The 15,670-nt window shown below is 60.1% G+C and carries 14 protein-coding genes and 1 tRNA gene; 4 read left to right on the plus strand and 11 right to left on the minus strand.

Features of this window, described 5'->3' with window-relative positions:
• Positions 1–12: 12 nt before the first annotated feature.
• The 5 genes from acpS to rpoZ all read right to left on the minus strand — a co-directional run bounded on the left by acpS (position 13) and on the right by rpoZ (position 4,385).
• Positions 13–417, minus strand: a complete 405-nt coding sequence (gene acpS / locus CO666_RS06440) for a holo-ACP synthase (protein ID WP_003574253.1) — start codon at positions 415–417, stop codon at positions 13–15.
• Between the two features lie 38 nt (positions 418–455).
• Positions 456–1,046, minus strand: coding sequence for a DUF2062 domain-containing protein (locus tag CO666_RS06445; protein ID WP_097611252.1), 591 nt, complete (start codon positions 1,044–1,046; stop codon positions 456–458).
• Positions 1,047–1,208: 162 nt separating this feature from the next.
• Positions 1,209–1,358 carry a DUF3563 family protein gene (locus CO666_RS06450; RefSeq protein ID WP_003578264.1) on the minus strand — a complete coding sequence of 50 codons (150 nt, stop codon included), beginning with the start codon at positions 1,356–1,358 and terminating at the stop codon, positions 1,209–1,211.
• Positions 1,359–1,552: 194 nt separating this feature from the next.
• Positions 1,553–3,787, minus strand: a complete 2,235-nt coding sequence (locus CO666_RS06455) for a RelA/SpoT family protein (protein ID WP_097611253.1) — start codon at positions 3,785–3,787, stop codon at positions 1,553–1,555.
• A 193-nt stretch (positions 3,788–3,980) separates the two neighbouring features.
• Positions 3,981–4,385 carry a DNA-directed RNA polymerase subunit omega gene (rpoZ, locus tag CO666_RS06460; RefSeq protein WP_003574261.1) on the minus strand — a complete coding sequence of 135 codons (405 nt, stop codon included), beginning with the start codon at positions 4,383–4,385 and terminating at the stop codon, positions 3,981–3,983.
• A 296-nt stretch (positions 4,386–4,681) separates the two neighbouring features.
• On the opposite strand from rpoZ, the gene CO666_RS06465 reads away from it, so the two are divergent.
• Positions 4,682–5,263 (plus strand): LabA-like NYN domain-containing protein, encoded by a 582-nt coding sequence (locus CO666_RS06465; RefSeq protein ID WP_010065637.1) that lies wholly within the window; start codon positions 4,682–4,684, stop codon positions 5,261–5,263.
• An 80-nt stretch (positions 5,264–5,343) separates the two neighbouring features.
• On the opposite strand, the gene smpB is transcribed toward CO666_RS06465, so the two are convergent.
• Complete coding sequence (gene smpB, locus CO666_RS06470; protein WP_085736719.1) at positions 5,344–5,823, minus strand: SsrA-binding protein SmpB; 480 nt, start codon at positions 5,821–5,823, stop codon at positions 5,344–5,346.
• 98 nt (positions 5,824–5,921) lie between these two features.
• A complete protein-coding gene (dapA, locus tag CO666_RS06475; protein ID WP_097611254.1) occupies positions 5,922–6,806 on the minus strand; it encodes a 4-hydroxy-tetrahydrodipicolinate synthase in 885 nt (294 codons plus the stop codon).
• A 212-nt stretch (positions 6,807–7,018) separates the two neighbouring features.
• Between dapA and CO666_RS06480 the strand changes: the two genes are divergently transcribed.
• Entirely contained in the window at positions 7,019–9,094 is a 2,076-nt protein-coding gene (locus CO666_RS06480) for a lytic transglycosylase domain-containing protein (RefSeq protein ID WP_097611255.1), read from the plus strand.
• Between the two features lie 65 nt (positions 9,095–9,159).
• Positions 9,160–10,056 (plus strand): alpha/beta fold hydrolase, encoded by an 897-nt coding sequence (locus tag CO666_RS06485; RefSeq protein ID WP_097611256.1) that lies wholly within the window; start codon positions 9,160–9,162, stop codon positions 10,054–10,056.
• Positions 10,057–10,176: 120 nt separating this feature from the next.
• Here CO666_RS06485 and CO666_RS06490 read toward each other — a convergent pair whose 3' ends face one another.
• From CO666_RS06490 to CO666_RS06505, 4 genes are all read right to left on the minus strand, one after another.
• Positions 10,177–11,184 carry a porin gene (locus CO666_RS06490; RefSeq protein ID WP_097611257.1) on the minus strand — a complete coding sequence of 336 codons (1,008 nt, stop codon included), beginning with the start codon at positions 11,182–11,184 and terminating at the stop codon, positions 10,177–10,179.
• Between the two features lie 594 nt (positions 11,185–11,778).
• A tRNA-Ser gene (locus tag CO666_RS06495) sits at positions 11,779–11,869 on the minus strand.
• Between the two features lie 257 nt (positions 11,870–12,126).
• Entirely contained in the window at positions 12,127–13,344 is a 1,218-nt protein-coding gene (locus tag CO666_RS06500; RefSeq protein ID WP_097611258.1) for an NAD(P)/FAD-dependent oxidoreductase, read from the minus strand.
• Positions 13,345–13,430: 86 nt separating this feature from the next.
• Positions 13,431–14,546 (minus strand): Gfo/Idh/MocA family protein, encoded by a 1,116-nt coding sequence (locus tag CO666_RS06505; RefSeq protein ID WP_097611259.1) that lies wholly within the window; start codon positions 14,544–14,546, stop codon positions 13,431–13,433.
• Positions 14,547–14,753: 207 nt separating this feature from the next.
• Between CO666_RS06505 and CO666_RS06510 the strand changes: the two genes are divergently transcribed.
• A complete protein-coding gene (locus tag CO666_RS06510) occupies positions 14,754–15,629 on the plus strand; it encodes a MurR/RpiR family transcriptional regulator (protein ID WP_097611260.1) in 876 nt (291 codons plus the stop codon).
• Positions 15,630–15,670: the final 41 nt, after the last annotated feature.

Below are 15,670 nucleotides of genomic sequence, written 5' to 3' on the forward strand. Positions count from 1 at the left end.
CCGGGGGCGCGATCAGAGGTTCTCGGGCAACGCCTCGATGATCACGAAGGCCTGCGCCAAGGGATAATCATCCGTTATTGTCAAATGAATGGCGGGCCTGTGGCCCGCGGGCAGCATCGATTCGAGGATCAGGGCGGCAGCACCCGACAAAACCATGGTCGGCTTGCCGCTCGGCAGGTTGACGACGCCCATGTCCTTCCAGAAGACGCCCTGGGCGATACCGGTGCCGAGCGCCTTGGAACAGGCCTCCTTGGCGGCGAAACGTTTGGCATAGGAAGCGCCGCGATTGGCCCGGCGGTCGGACCGCGCGCGCTCGACCTCGGTGAAGCAGCGATGGGTGAAGCGGTCGCCGAAGCGCTCGATGGATTTCTCGACGCGGCGAATGTCGATCAGATCGCTGCCAATGCCGATGATCATTCGGGAACCTTCCGTCGCTTAAGAATTCTTGATCAGGCTCATACGCTCGGCATGTCGCCGGCAGCACTTGCCAGACGCAGACGCGCCCGCTCCAACAGCCGGGTGTGGCGACGCGTCTGAAAACCCTTCACGGTGTAGAATGTCAGCGCATAGAGCGCAACGGAGGTGACGATCGCCGGCGGAATGGCGCCGACCAGCATCGGTTCCAGCACCGGCTTCCACAACTCCATGAAATTCAGCTTGTGAAAGAGGGCGGCCAGATCAACCGTCTGACCGGCCAGATGATCCTCACGGCTGAGCAGCAGATGACCAATCTCCCAGGTGATGCCCCAGATGAAGGGATAGGTCAGCGGATTGCCGAAGGCGGCACAGCCGAGGGCGGCAGCAACCATGCTTCCGGAGAGGAAATAGGTGATGACAAACGCCATGACGAAATGCACGCCGATGAAAGGCGTCCACGAGACGAAGACGCCAGCAGCGACGCCGGCCGCAACCGCATGCGGCGAAGCGCTCAGGCGCAGGATGCGCATGGAGAGATAACGGATCGGGCGAAGGAAACCTTTGCGAGGCCATAGAAGCTCTCGCATCTTTTCCTTGAATCCGGCGGGTTTGCGACGGCGAAACAACATGGCCGGTATTTAGTGCAGCGCACATGAGCATGACAAGAGCGGCAAAATGCTACCGCCGAAAAAACAACTCAGTTCCCCCTCAGCAGCGAGGAGCCTCTTCACGCCGAGGGGCGTCCGCTATGCATAACGTCCCTCACTCATCTCAAGTATAAAAGTCCAGTATCAACGATTGCGGAACAGACCGCGGTCGACCTGGCGCTGACGAAACTCGAGATCTATACGATCGAACGAGCCGTTCAAATAGGCCATTTCACGTTCCTGGGCAGTCGGAGCGCGAAGGGCGCGAGCAATTTTTCTGATAGGGTCAAACATCATCTTGTCTCATCTTCTGTTTGCGTTTCGATGACCAGAAGATAGTCCCGCCAAAGGTTAATTACTACCGCCGCAACATGGAGACAGCCATGCATTGAGTGCATTGCTTGCCTTTCGGATGCGCTATCGCGATCATAAAACGATCACAAAATGTGCAATTTTCCGGTCAAGCCGGTGACAGGCTTAACAAAGGCCTACTCGTAGAGCCGCCGCACCGTGGCGATGCAATCCAGATCCTTCATCTGGGCGAGCAGTTGATTGAGCTGACGCAGGTCCCAAACCTCGACCTCGAGCATCATTTCGGTGAAATCGGCAGCGACGCGCACCGTGTTCAACAAGCGGATATTGACGTCGAGGCCTGCCACCGTCTGGGCGACCTTGGCAAGCGTGCCGGGCTCATTCAACCCGTTGACCATGATGCGCGCCATGAAACGCGACTTGTTGGCCTCATCGAGATCCCAGCGGACGTCGATCCAACGATCGGGCTGATCGTCGAAACGCTGCAGGCTCGGCGACTGGATCGGATAGATGGTGATGCCCTTGCCCTGGTCCATGATGCCGACGATGCGATCGCCAGGCACCGCACCTGTCGACGCGAACTTGACGTCGACATTGCCGGACAGGCCGCGGATCGGCCCGATATCGACGTCGCTGTCGACTTCCGGATGGCCGCCGTCGGCACCGGGCTTGGCCTTGCCCGGGATCTTGAAGATCATGCCGGCCGCACTTCGGACGTTGAACCAGCCGTCGTCGCCGGAGGGCTTGACGGTGACGCGCTCGTCCTGATGGTCGGGATAGACGGCGCGCAGCACATCAAGCGAGGACATCTCGCCGCGGCCGACGGCGGCGATCGCATCCTCGACATCCTTCTGGCCGAGCCGGTGCAGCGCCGGCTTCATCGCCTCGCGCGAGAAGATCTTGCCGGCCCTGTCGAAGGTGCGTTCGAGAATGCGGTGGCCGAGGCCGGCATATTGCTTGCGGATCGCCATGCGGGTGGCGCGGCGGATGGCGGCGCGCGCCTTGCCGGTGACGACGATCTCCTCCCAGGCAGCCGGCGGGACCTGTACGCCGGAGCGGATGATCTCCACCTCGTCGCCATTGGCAAGCCGCGTCACCAGCGGCATGATGCGGCCGTTGATCTTGGCGCCGACCGTGGTGTCGCCGATATTGGTGTGCACCGCATAGGCGAAATCGATTGGGGTGGCGCCGCGCGGCAGGGCAATCAGCTTGCCCTTCGGCGTGAAGCAGAAGACCTGGTCCTGGAAGAGTTCGAGCTTGGTGTGCTCGAGGAATTCCTCCGGGCTGTCGCCCTCGGCCAGAGCCTCGATCGTGTGGCGCAACCAGGAATAGGCATTGGATTCGCGCGACAGGATGTCGCCGTCGGCATTGGTGGCGCCGTCCTTATAAAGCGTGTGGGCGGCGATGCCGAATTCGGCGATCTCGTGCATGCGCTTTGTGCGGATCTGCAGTTCGATGCGCTGGCTGGAGGGGCCGACGATCGTGGTGTGCAGCGAGCGGTAATCGTTCTGCTTCGGCGTCGAGATATAATCCTTGAAACGGCCGGGCACGACGCGCCAGCGGGTGTGGACGATGCCGAGCGCCCGATAACAGGAGGGGATGTCCTCGACGATCAGGCGGAAGCCGTAGACATCGGAAAGCTGCTCGAAGGAAAGCGACTTCGACTGCATCTTGCGGAAGACCGAATAGGGCTTCTTCTGCCGGCCCTTGACATAGGCGCTCGTCAAGCCGCTTGCGACAAGCAGGTCGCGCAGTTCAGCCTCGATCTTCTTGACGATACCCTCATTGCGCTTGGAAAGCTCTTCCAGCCTTTTGGTGACGGTCTCGTAGGCTTCCGGGTTCATATGGCGGAAGGAGAGCTCTTCCAGCTCCTCGCGCATATCCTGCATGCCCATGCGACCAGCCAGCGGCGCATAGATTTCCATCGTCTCTTCGGAGATGCGGGCACGCTTGTCGGCCGACATATGGTCGAGGGTGCGCATATTGTGCAGGCGATCGGCAAGCTTGACGAGCAGGACACGCACATCATCCGATATGGCGAGCAGCAGCTTGCGCAGATTCTCCGCCTGCTTGGCCTTCTTGGTGACGAGATCGAGCTTCTTGATCTTCGTCAGGCCCTCGACCAGGCGGCCGATATCCTCGCCGAAGAGTTCGTCGATCTCGGCGCGCGTCGCCGTCGTATCCTCGATCGTATCGTGCAGCAGCGCGACCGCGATCGTCGATTCATCGAGATGCATGTCGGTGAGGATTGCGGCGACCTCGAGCGGATGGGAAATGTAGGGATCGCCGCTGGCGCGCTTCTGCTGGCCATGTTTCTGCATGGCGTAGACATAGGCTTTGTTCAGCAGTGCTTCATTGGCATCGGGCTTGTATTGCTGAACCCGCTCCACGAGCTCGTACTGCCGCATCATTCCAAAGCCACTCCATAAAAATAAAAGCGCGCCAATCAACGATTGGCGCACACATGGGCAATAATATGCCTAAGCAATAAAGGCGCAAGATTGACGATTGGTAATCATCGCTCTTTTGCATCGCATGAACTTTTTCCGATCCCTTACGGACCGGGGGATCGCATCAACGCGATCCCGAGATCAGCCTGCGCGCTTAGTAGTCGTCGCTCTTTTCCGGCGGCACCAGGCCTTCGATACCGGCGAGCAGTTCTTCTTCCGACATCTGGTCGAAAGTGATCGTTTCCGGCAGGTCGTCCTGCTCTTCGCTGTCGGCTGCGGCAACACCGCCGGCGGCAATCATGCTTGCCGGATCGGGCTCGGGCTCGTCGACTTCGACATGCTTCTGCAGCGAATGGATCAGATCTTCCTTGAGGTCATCGGGCGAAAGCGTCTCGTCGGCGATTTCGCGCAGCGCCACGACCGGGTTCTTGTCGTTGTCGCGATCGATGGTGATCGAGGCGCCCTGAGAAATCAGCCGGGCGCGGTGGCTGGCGAGCAGAACCAGCTCGAAGCGGTTCTCCACCTTGTCGATGCAATCTTCAACTGTGACACGGGCCATTGCCTGTCCTTTACGGTCGTCATTTCGGGATTAGCACGCCCGATACAATTAAAACCGGGCAAATACAAGTTTTTCATTCCGGCTCCCCTCGTCTTTATCCGCGGCTGAGCTAAATTTCCATGGAGAACGTCACAATTCTACCTATGGTTGCTTGGAATATGCCGAATCGTGCCCTAAATCTCTCATATATGAATAATTGATAAAGTATGGATCAGGTCGAAATAGAAACATAAGCAATTGTTTTTATTGAATTTACCTCCTGCTGATTTCGATTGCTCTCATTGGATTGGTAAGCCATGTTTGACCCACGCGAAAAAATTGCACTCTTCATTGACGGCGCCAACCTCTACGCTGCATCCAAGAGCCTCGGCTTCGACATCGATTACCGCAAGCTCTTGAAAGCATTCCAGAAACGCGGCTATCTCCTGCGCGCCTATTATTATACGGCTCTGATCGAAGATCAGGAATATTCGTCGATCCGGCCTTTGATCGATTGGCTCGACTACAACGGCTACAAGGTCGTCACCAAGCCCGCCAAGGAATTCACAGATTCCATGGGCCGCCGAAAGATCAAGGGCAACATGGACATCGAGCTTGCAATCGACGCCATGGAACAATCGGAAACGGTCGATCATCTCGTGATCTTCTCCGGCGACGGCGACTTCACCAACCTCGTCGAGGCATTGCAGCGCAGGGGCCGCAAGGTCTCGGTGATCTCGACCATGGCGACCCAGCCGCCGATGATCGCCGACGACCTGCGCCGCCAGGCCGATCATTTCATCGATCTCTTGTCGTTGAAGGCTGAAATCGGTCGCGATCCCGCGGAGCGCGCCCCACGCCAGGCCGAAGTCGCCCCCGCGAGCGACTTCGAGGACTGATCTCTCCGCTTATCTCGAATCGAGCGACAGCAACGCCATGATTGCCGTGCGAAGCGGCGATCGTCAGTCAGCCGATGTGGTCAGCCATTATCCTTCAGCAGGCGACTCTTCTGCCGGTTCCAATCGCGTTCCTTCTCCGATTCGCGCTTGTCGTGCAATTTCTTGCCCTTGGCGAGCGCCAGCTCCATCTTCGCCCGACCGCGGTCGTTGAAATAGATCTTCAGCGGGATCAGCGTCATGCCTTCGCGGTTGACGGCAGAGCGCAAGCGATGGATCTCACGGCCCGACAGCAGCAGCTTGCGCCGGCGGCGCGGTTCGTGATTGAAGCGGTTGGCCTGCAGATATTCCGGCAGGTAGGAATTGATCAGCCAGATTTCGCCATCCTCATCCGACGCATAGGATTCGGCGATATTGGCTTTGCCTTCGCGCAACGACTTGACCTCGGTGCCCATCAGCACCAGGCCCGCCTCATAGGTATCGATGATCTCGTAGTTGAAGCGGGCCTTGCGGTTTTCGGCCACGACCTTGTTCACCACGCGCTGGCTGCCTTTGGGGGCCATGACGATATTCCATTGCTTAGGGCGCGAGAAGCCGCGCCCCCTTTTTCTTACCCTTTATGTAAGGGAACGACCCGGCCTTGTGAAGACGGCCGGTCTCCTCAGTTCAGCAGGCCCGCATGGCGCAGGGCGGCGTCGATCGCCGCTTCCGTTGCCGGCTCCAGCGTCGACAGCAACGGCGAACGGACGTTGCGGCTCATGCGACCAAGCCTGGAAAGGCCGTATTTGGCGCCGCAAAGACCCGGCTCGAGGAAGATCGCCTTGTGCAGCGGCATCAGCCGGTCCTGATATTCCAGCGCGCGGGCATAGTCGCCTTCCAATGTTGCCGCCTGGAAATCGGCGCAGAGGCGCGGGGCGACATTGGCCGTGACCGAAATACAGCCGACACCGCCATGGGCATTGAAGCCGAGCGCGGTGGCATCCTCACCGGACAGTTGCCGGAAATCCCTACCGCAGGTGATGCGCTGTTCGGAGACCCGTTCGATCTTTCCCGTCGCATCCTTGACCCCGACGATATTCCGATGCGCCTTGGCGAGCGCACCCATGGTTTCCGGCGTCATGTCGACCACCGAGCGGCCGGGGATATTGTAGATATAGATCGGCAGATCGACGGCCTCGGCAATCGCCGAAAAATGCGCGATCAAGCCCTTCTGCGTCGGCTTGTTGTAATAGGGGGTGACGACCAGAACGGCGTCCGCGCCGACCTTTTCGGCGTGCTGGGCCAGTTCGATCGCCTCACGCGTATTGTTCGAACCGGCGCCGGCCATGACCGGAACGCGTTTTGCAGCAACCGCGATGCAGAGTTCCACGACCCGCTTGTGTTCGGCGTGCGACAGCGTCGGGGATTCGCCTGTAGTGCCGACCGGAACGAGACCGCCGCTGCCTTCCTTGATCTGCCAGTCGACATGCGCAGCGAAGCTGTCTTCGTCGATCAGTCCTGCATCGGTGAAAGGGGTGACGAGGGCGGGAATGGACCCATTAAACATGCAAAGCTCCTCACGACCAAATCCTTGCTTCGGCCGCATTCCATGAATATTTTGCGCACCATAGAGCGCCGAAATCATGGCGACAAGCGCGTAGAGTTCGGTTTAGGGCAAATTCCGATAGCAGATGTGAATGAATTTTACCTGGTACGGTAAGGTTTCGTTAAGATGCCTCTAGCCAAATGGCAGGGCGTGTTTTCGTTGCGAGATCCCGGATGAAGAAAGCTGTCCTGATTCTGTCCGCCTTCGGCTTTGTTGCCGCCGCGTGGGGCAGCGTAGCGTCGCCGCTTCCGGGCGAGAGCACGCCCGTGCCCGGCGTCAAGCCGCTCGGTTTCATTCCCGAAACAGCCATGCCGGAATCGATCACGACGGGCGCCATTCCGCGCAATCCGGCCGTCGCGCCTGTCAACAGCGACCTGAAAGCCGGCCTCGACGCGCTTTCCGACAAGAACCCGCAGCTGGCGTTGTCGATCCGCGACAGCATGCCCGACGGTGCGCTCGACCGCCATATCCTGACCTGGGCGATCGCCGTTTCCGGATTGAAAGGCGTTCCCTCCTATGAAATCGCCAGCGCCGGGCAGGAGCTGAAAAGCTGGCCGGGCCTTTCGCGGCTGCGCGCCTATTCCGAACGCGCGCTCTATGACGAAAACCCCGCCCCATCAGCCGTGCTCGCCGCCTTCGGCGACACCGCGCCGGAGACGATGCAGGGCGCCGTCATCCTCGGCCGGGCGCTGGTTGCCTCAGGCAGGCAAGCGCAGGCGGCAAAATATATCCGCAAGGTCTGGCGCGGAGAAGCTCTCGACAAGGCAACCGAAGACAAGATCCTCATCGAATTCTCAGCCTTGTTGACGCCGGCCGACCACAAGGCGCGGATGGACTATCTGATGTATCGCGGCCGCGTGGCGCAGGCCAAGCGCTTCGGCGACATGGGTGAGGCGCAATCGCTCTACAAGGCCTGGTCCGCCGTCGACGCCAAGGCCGGCAATGCCGGCGCACTGCTCAACGCGGTCGATGCAAAATGGCGCGGCGATCCCGGGTTGCTATTTGCGCGGATCGAATATCTGCGCAAGCAGGACAAATATGCCGAGGCGGCAGCGCTTCTGGAGCAGATGCCGCCCGAGCGCAGCGAACTCGTCAACTCCGGCGAATGGTGGAACGAGCAGCGTATCGTCAGCCGCGGCCTGGTCGACCAGGGACAGTTCAAGCCTGCCTATCGCATCGTCGCCAATTACGCCGCAACGAGCCCGACGGATATCGTCGAAGCCGAGTTCCATGCCGGATGGTACGCGCTTCGCGGCCTGCAGGATCCGACAATCGCGGAAAAACACTTCCGCAAGATCCTCCAGACATCAAACGGGCCGATCTCGGTTTCCCGCGCCTGGTATTGGCTGGGACGAGCGGCAGAAGCCGGAGGTCCCGGCAAATCCAGCGAATTCTATGCGAAGGCTGCGACCTTCCCCGGCACCTTCTATGGCCAGCTCGCGGCCGAACGGCTGGGCCGAAAGACGCTGAACGTTACCTATCCCGCGCCGAGCACGGCCGACCGAGAGCGCTTCCAGGCGCGCGAAGCGGTGCAGGCGATCGCCCGGCTGGAGGCCGCAGGCCATGGATGGCGGGCCGACATTCTCTATCTTGCGCTCGCCGACCAACTGCAGAGCCCCGGCGAACTGGCCGTGCTTGCGGCAAAGGCCGAACAATCCGGCGACCATCATCTGTCGCTGCAGATCGGCAAGATCGCCTATGGCCGCGGCATCGATGTCGCAGCGCTCGCCTTTCCGGTCGGCGTCATCCCGGCGAATGCCAATATCTCCGGTTCCGGCAAGGCACTCGCCTATGCCATCGCCCGCCAGGAAAGCGCCTTCAACCCAGCCGCCGTTTCGGCGGCGAATGCACGGGGATTGCTGCAGCTTCTGCCGGGAACGGCCCAGGCGGTGGCCAAGCGCCACAACATCGCCTATTCGAAAGACAAGCTGACGGCCGATGCCGGTTATAACGCCACGCTCGGCGCTCATTATCTCGGCGAGCAGATCGAAGCCTTCGGCGGCTCCTATATCCTCACCTTCATTGCCTACAATGCGGGGCCGAAGCGGGTGCCGGAATGGATCGGCCGCTACGGCGATCCGCGCGGCAAACCGATCGACGAGATCGTCGACTGGATCGAGCGCATCCCCTTCCCCGAAACGCGGAATTACGTCCAGCGGGTGATGGAGAATTACGAAGTGTACAAGGCTCGCCTCGGCCAGCCGACCGACATCGAGCGCGACCTCATCGGCGGACGCAGCGCTTCCTGAAGCCGTTTGGCGCGGGTGGAAAAGCAGGCTACATCTTCGGGATCGAACAGATCTCGAGGGATACGATGCCGGATACTTACGCAAGCGGTTTCCAGGAGCGATTTTATACGTCTTCCGATGGACTGGAGCTTTATGCCCGCGACTATAGCCCGAGTGAGACGGCAACTGCGGGGCGGCTGCCGGTCGTTTGCCTGCCCGGCCTGACCCGCAATACGCGGGATTTTCATTCGCTGGCGCTGCTTCTCTCCCAGGACATAACAGCACCGCGCAGGGTGGTCGCGCTCGATTCGCGCGGGCGGGGAAACTCGGCACGGGATGAGAACAAGGCGAACTACAATCTCGCCATCGAGGCCGGCGACGTCGTTGCCGCCTGCCAGGCGCTCGGCATCGAGCGGGCGGTCTTCATCGGCACGTCCCGGGGCGGGCTGATCCTGCATCTGATCGCGGTGATGCGGCCGGATCTTCTCGAAGCCGTCATCCTCAATGATATCGGGCCTGTGATCGAGGCCACGGGACTGGTGCTGATCCGCGACTACCTGAACAGCGGCAGAAAGCCGGCGGACTGGCGCGAGGCGGTCGATATACTGCAGCAAAATCATGGCGCGTCGTTTAACGCGCTTGCAGAGCAAGACTGGCGTGAGATGGCGCTTGCCCTCTATCGAGACGTCGGCGGAAGACCGGTGGCCGATTTCGACCCGGCGATTGCCGAAGCGCTGGAATCGATCGATTTCAGCCAGCCGCTGCCCGATCTCTGGGAGCCGTTCGAGAAGCTGAGCCATCTGCCGCTGATGCTGATCCGCGGCGAAAATACGTCGCTGCTTGCACAGGAAACCGCAAGCGAGATGGCACGGCGGCATTCGACGTTGATCTTTCACGCTGCCGAGGGACAGGGACACGCACCCCTGCTGCATCTCGGCAATATCCCCGCAGCGATTCGGGCCTTTCTCGCCGCTTGCCGGTAACCTTATGGAAGCTAAGCACGTCGCATCAAAAGGCCGCCGGCGCATTTGCCATGCGTCGAAAATACAAAAAAAGCCCGGCTCGAGAGCCGGGCTTTCCTGATTGACCGAAGTCAGATCAGATTAGAACGAACGCTGCAGGCGGAAGTAGCCCGTCGTGGAGTCGTCAGCATCTTCCGGATCGAGGTACTGAACCGAAGCCTTGGCGTAGAAGTTGTCGACGATCTGGTAATCAACCGTCAGACCGACCTTCCAAGCATCGCCGTCAGCGAAGTCGCTGCCGCTAACGCCGTAGTTGTTGTAGTACTGAACACCAGGGGTGATCTTGAGCTTGTCGGTTGCCTTGATAGCGTATTCGGCAGCAACAGCCCATTCAGCCGCATTGTAGTAGGCATTCGGGTTGGTGGAGTAGACAGCTGCGAGGCCGAGCGTGCCCGGACCGATGTCAACCGTACCCATTGCACGAACGGCGCCTTCTTCGTTGTCGGTGTCGTAGCCGGCAGTGATCTGGTAGCTGAATGCACCAGCCTTGCCGCCGAGACCGACGGCAACGCCGACGTTGTTGGCTTCTTCGCCATCATAGAACGGGCCGTCTTCCAGCTCGTCAACGCTGATGCCGGCGTAGAAGTCGGAAGTTTCGTACTGATAACGGATGGAGTTATGCAGCGTGACCGGCGAGCCGATGTCGTCGGTTTCGCCAGAGAGACCATCGTCCCACCAGCTGTAGAACAGACCAGCGCGGAAGCCGGCGATGTCGAGGTAAGCGGAGTCGAGCTTGGAGGTCTGATCCGTGGCGTTGTCAGCATTGAACTGCATGACGATAACGCCGGTCAGCGGACCGTACTCGGTGTCGCTCTTGGCCGTGAACTGAACCTGACCGCGGGTCGTTGCATCCCAGTCAGAATCACCGCCGACGTCTTCGCCAACGTTAACCTGGAAACGGATGTAGCCGTTGATCTTGAGGCAGGTTTCGGTGCCCGGGATGTAGAAGTAGCCGGTGCCGTAAGCGTCGCAGACGCGGACGTATTCAACCGGTTCCGGCTCGGCAGCAACGATAGCGTCAGCAGCCTGAGCACCGGAAACTACTGCGAGAGCAGCAGCGGAGCCGAGAAGAAGGCTCTTGATGTTCATAAATGACCTCCAATTCAAAGTTTCGATCGGGTTTGGGATCTTTCGCTGAGCAGCGTTCCCTGCCCCATCCCCGTGTTTCAAGAAGTGGACGATCAGCCGCCCTTGCTTCCGACGCTGAAAATACAAGACCGAAGCCGTCACGCAATCACCAACTTACTCGGATGGGGGGTTTAAGACAGCCTTCACGAAACCGTGTTGCTGAAAGGACACAAGTCGGGCAGCCGGCCTCGATTTCCTTTATGCTTTGTTAAGAAAACGCTGATTTTGCCGCCGCTTAGCGGAGGCCAGTAAAGAATTGGACAAGCGTCTCACAACACATTCGAGACACTTTTTTGACGAAGTCGGGCTGTTGCGGGGGATATCATCACTGCCGGAAGCGTAACCGGGCGGTCACCGATCCGCTTTCGCCGGCTGCCGGGGCGTGACGGCAGGATGTGATTCCCGCAGGCGATTCTCTTGCTTCGACGCGGAAGAGATTTTTCTCATCGCGCGGCCATGAGGCATAGCCCGAATGGCGCTCACGCGGCACAGCCCGTTCAACGAAGACGATTCGCTGTCAGCAACGAAGATCGGCGTGGGTTGGAAAAATCGGGATGGCGGAGAAGATGGGATTCGAACCCACGATACGCTTTTGACGTATACTCCCTTAGCAGGGGAGCGCCTTCGACCACTCGGCCACCTCTCCGGTGCGGCCTAACTATGGTGAGCGGTCTGTGAATGCAAGGGTTTTTTCAGTTTTCACCAGAAGAAATGCAACGGGGCGGCATTTCGGCAGGCCCGCGCAAACAGAGCGCATTTCCCGTCACGATCCGGGAATTTGATCGCGCTTCGTTCCCTTCGATGAGAATGCCGGGCTTTCCGCCCGGCACGCGCCACGAGCTTGGCAAACCCCAGTGCAGCCTTGCCGCCGGCAGCAATCGACCGCGGGGACCGGGTTTGAACTCAGCCGAGCAGGCTCTTGAGGTCGGCAGAGGGGTCGGCGAGAATCGCTCTGTCGGGGTTGATCCCCGATTCCAGCAGCTTCTTGCCCGTTACATAGGCTTTCGCGTCATTGATCGCATCGACGGCGATCAATGAGCCTTCCTTGAAATACCAGACTGAATGGGCGCCTTCGCGGGCGCCGGGGCGCAGCAGCGTCTCGTCATAACCGAGATTGAAGCCGGCGATCTGCAGCTTGACATCATACTGGTCGGACCAGAACCACGGCTTCGGATCATATGGCTCGTTGCCACCGGCGATCACGGCTGCCGCCGCTTCGGCCTGGTCGACGGCGTTCTGCACCGATTCGAGCCTGATGCGGCCACCCTGCCAGGGAAGGGCTGCGCAATCGCCGGCAGCAAAGATCGCCGGATCGGAGGTACGGGCGAATTCGTCGACGACAATCCCGTTGGCGACTTCGAGGCCGGCTTCCTTGGCAAGCAGATCGTTCGGCACGACGCCGATGCCGACGACGGCAAAGTCGATGTCGATCACCGATCCGTCGGAAAGTGCGGCGCCGGTGACGCGGCCATCCTTGCCGACCAGATGCTTGAGCCCTGTCTTTTCCCGAATCACAACGTCGTGGGTCTCATGGATGCCGCGCATGATATCGGCGGTTTCCTTCGCTGCGACGCGCTGCAGGATGCGGTCGGCCATCTCGATGACGGTGACCTCAAGGCCGCGATGGCGGGCAACGGCCGCCGCCTCGAGACCGATATAACCGCCGCCGATGATGAGCACGCGGCGACCGGGGCGCATCTCGTCGGCGAGCAGATCGGCATCGCGCTTGTCGCGGGCGACATAGACGCCCTCGAGATCGCCGCCGATGGCCGCCGGCAGCCGGCGCGGGGTCGAGCCGGTGGCCAGCGCCAGCGTGCCGTAATCGAGAACGGAGCCGTCCTGCAGCAGAACCTGCCTGCTGTCCGGTTTGATCTGCTCGGCCCAGGTCGAAAGGCGGAGATCGACGTCATTGTCGACATACCATTGCTCGGCGCGAAACAGCAGGCGATCGAAGGCCATTTCGCCAAGCAGGTATTTTTTCGAAAGCGGCGGGCGCTGATAAGGAGCCACGTCCTCTGCACCGATAAGGGTGATCGGGCGCGTATCCTTCAACGCACGCAGCTTGGCCGCCAATGCAAAACCGGCCTGGCCCGCGCCGATGATCACCAGTCTATCCGTCACGATCTCACTCCCGAAACTGCGCCCGACAACTCCGTCCAGGCCTATCCCCTGCCTCACACGCCGTCAACGGAAAGCGACTTTTCCATTCAGCCAATCTCGATCCAGCGACGCTCATGGAAGGACTGTGCCATGGCATGCACCGACTTCTCTATCCTGAGACCGTCTTCAAATGTGACGATCGACGACGGCTCGCCGGAAATTGCCCGGATCAACTCGCGGCATTCGATGATTTTCAGATCGTTGAAGCCGAGGCCGTGGCCGGGCGCCGGGATGAAGCGATCATAAGGCCGATGGGCCGGTGCCGCCAGTATCTTGCGGAAGCCCTGTTCGGAACCGCGCCCCTCGGCCTGATAGAGCTCGAATTCGTTCATGCGCTCCTGGTCGTAGACGATCGAGCCCTTCGAGCCATAAATCTGCAGGGCGATGCGGCCCTTGCGGCCCCAGGCGGCGCGATTCGCCATCAACACGGCGGAGATGCCGCCGCCAAGCCGCATCAGCACGTTGGCGCCATCGTGGTTTTCGACGGCGCGGCGGCCACCTTCGCTGAGCGGGCGGTCGGCATAGGGCCTGACCATGTCTGTAATAACAGCCTCGACGTGACCGAACAAATACCAGAGCAGCGACAGCGGATGCACGGCGAAATCGTCGAGCGCGCCATAACCGGCGGCAAGCTCGCTCTTCCAGTAAAAGAAGACATCGGGATCGGCCATGAAATCCTCGTCCATCTCGACGCGGATATGATTGACCGTGCCGATGGCGCCCTCGCCAACAAGCGTCTTGATGTGCCGCATCACGGGATTCTGAATGTAATTATAACCGAGAGCGGCCACCTTGCCGGACCCCCTCGCCGTCTCCAGCATGCGCTCGGCATCGGCATAGGCCGGCGCCATCGGCTTTTCGCACCAGACATGTTTGCCGGCTTGAAGCGCTGCGATCGCCATTTCGGGGTGGAACTGATTGGGCGTGGTGACGGAGACAACGTCGACCTCCGGGTCGGCGATCAGCGCCCGCCAGTCGGCCGTCGCCTTCTCGAAGCCGAATTCACCGGCACGCGCTTCAGCCAGCCCGGCATTGGCTTCGGCGAGATGCACCAGACGCGGACGCTCGACATCGCCGAACACCGTCTTCACCGCATTCCACGCCAGCGCATGGCATTTGCCCATATAGCCGGTGCCGATCAAACCGATGCCGAGTGGCTTCATTTTCGTCTCCTCCAGGAACTGCGGCCGGATTTTTGGAATATTTGGATCATTTTGACAAGAGACCCATACGCAAGCATTCCTGCGCCTCCCCTGGTAAATTGTTTAAAAGCTTGGAATTACAGGCGATTAAAAACAATTAGGCGCGCCGTTTGAAATCGTCTATGTTCGGCAATATGGAATATTTGTTTCATCTCGTGAGCCGCAAGCATGGATAATGATCCCCAGAGGCAGGCGCGTGTGCCGCGCGATTTCGAAAGCCTGCGCAGCACCATCATCGAGCGCAAGGCGAACATGCCGAAGCGGCTGGCGCAGGTCGCCGCTTTCGCGCTCGGCAATCCCGACGAGATCGCCTTCGGCACGACGGCAAGCATTGCGGCTGCCTCCGACGTCCAGCCCTCGACGCTGGTGCGCTTGGCACATCATCTGGGTTATGAAGGTTTCTCCGACCTGCAGAGCATTTTCCGCGAAAGATTGCGCGACCGGACGTTGAGCTATGAAGAGCGGCTCGTCACGCTGGAGCAGGCAAGCGGCGACGACGAGGACGCCAATCTGCTCTCCGGCTTCATTGCCGCGGCCAGCCAGTCGGTCAACCGGCTGGCGGCGACGGTGCAGAGCGATACGTTCACGAAAGCGGTGAATATCCTTGCCGACGCCGAGACGATTTATTTGATCGCCAAACGGCGCTCCTACCCGCTGACGGCACACATGACCTACGCTTTTTCCAAGCTCAACATCCGCCACCAGATCGTCGCCTCGCCGAACGGCGTCGATCCTGAGATGGTGCAGTTCGCAACACCCAGGGATGCGGCGATCGCCGCGAGCTTTTCGCCCTATGCGGCCGACAGCCTCAGCCAGAGCCAGGAGCTTGCCGACCGCGGCGTGCCCGTCATCGCCATCACCGATTCGGCCTTCTCGCCGCTTGCTGCTTGCGCGACGCACTGGTTCGAAGTGGCGGAGGCGGATTTTGCCGGCTTCCGCTCGCTGTCGGCCTCGATGGCGCTGACCATGGCGCTGCCGGTGGCCATCGCCGAACGGCGCCGCAAGCATCAGCACTCAAAAGCTGGGAAAGCGAAAATGGAATAAACATTCCGAATTGACAAAATATCGGAACCGATGTTTCATTA

It is taken from the genome of Rhizobium chutanense, assembly GCF_002531935.1.
Lineage (GTDB): Bacteria > Pseudomonadota > Alphaproteobacteria > Rhizobiales > Rhizobiaceae > Rhizobium > Rhizobium chutanense.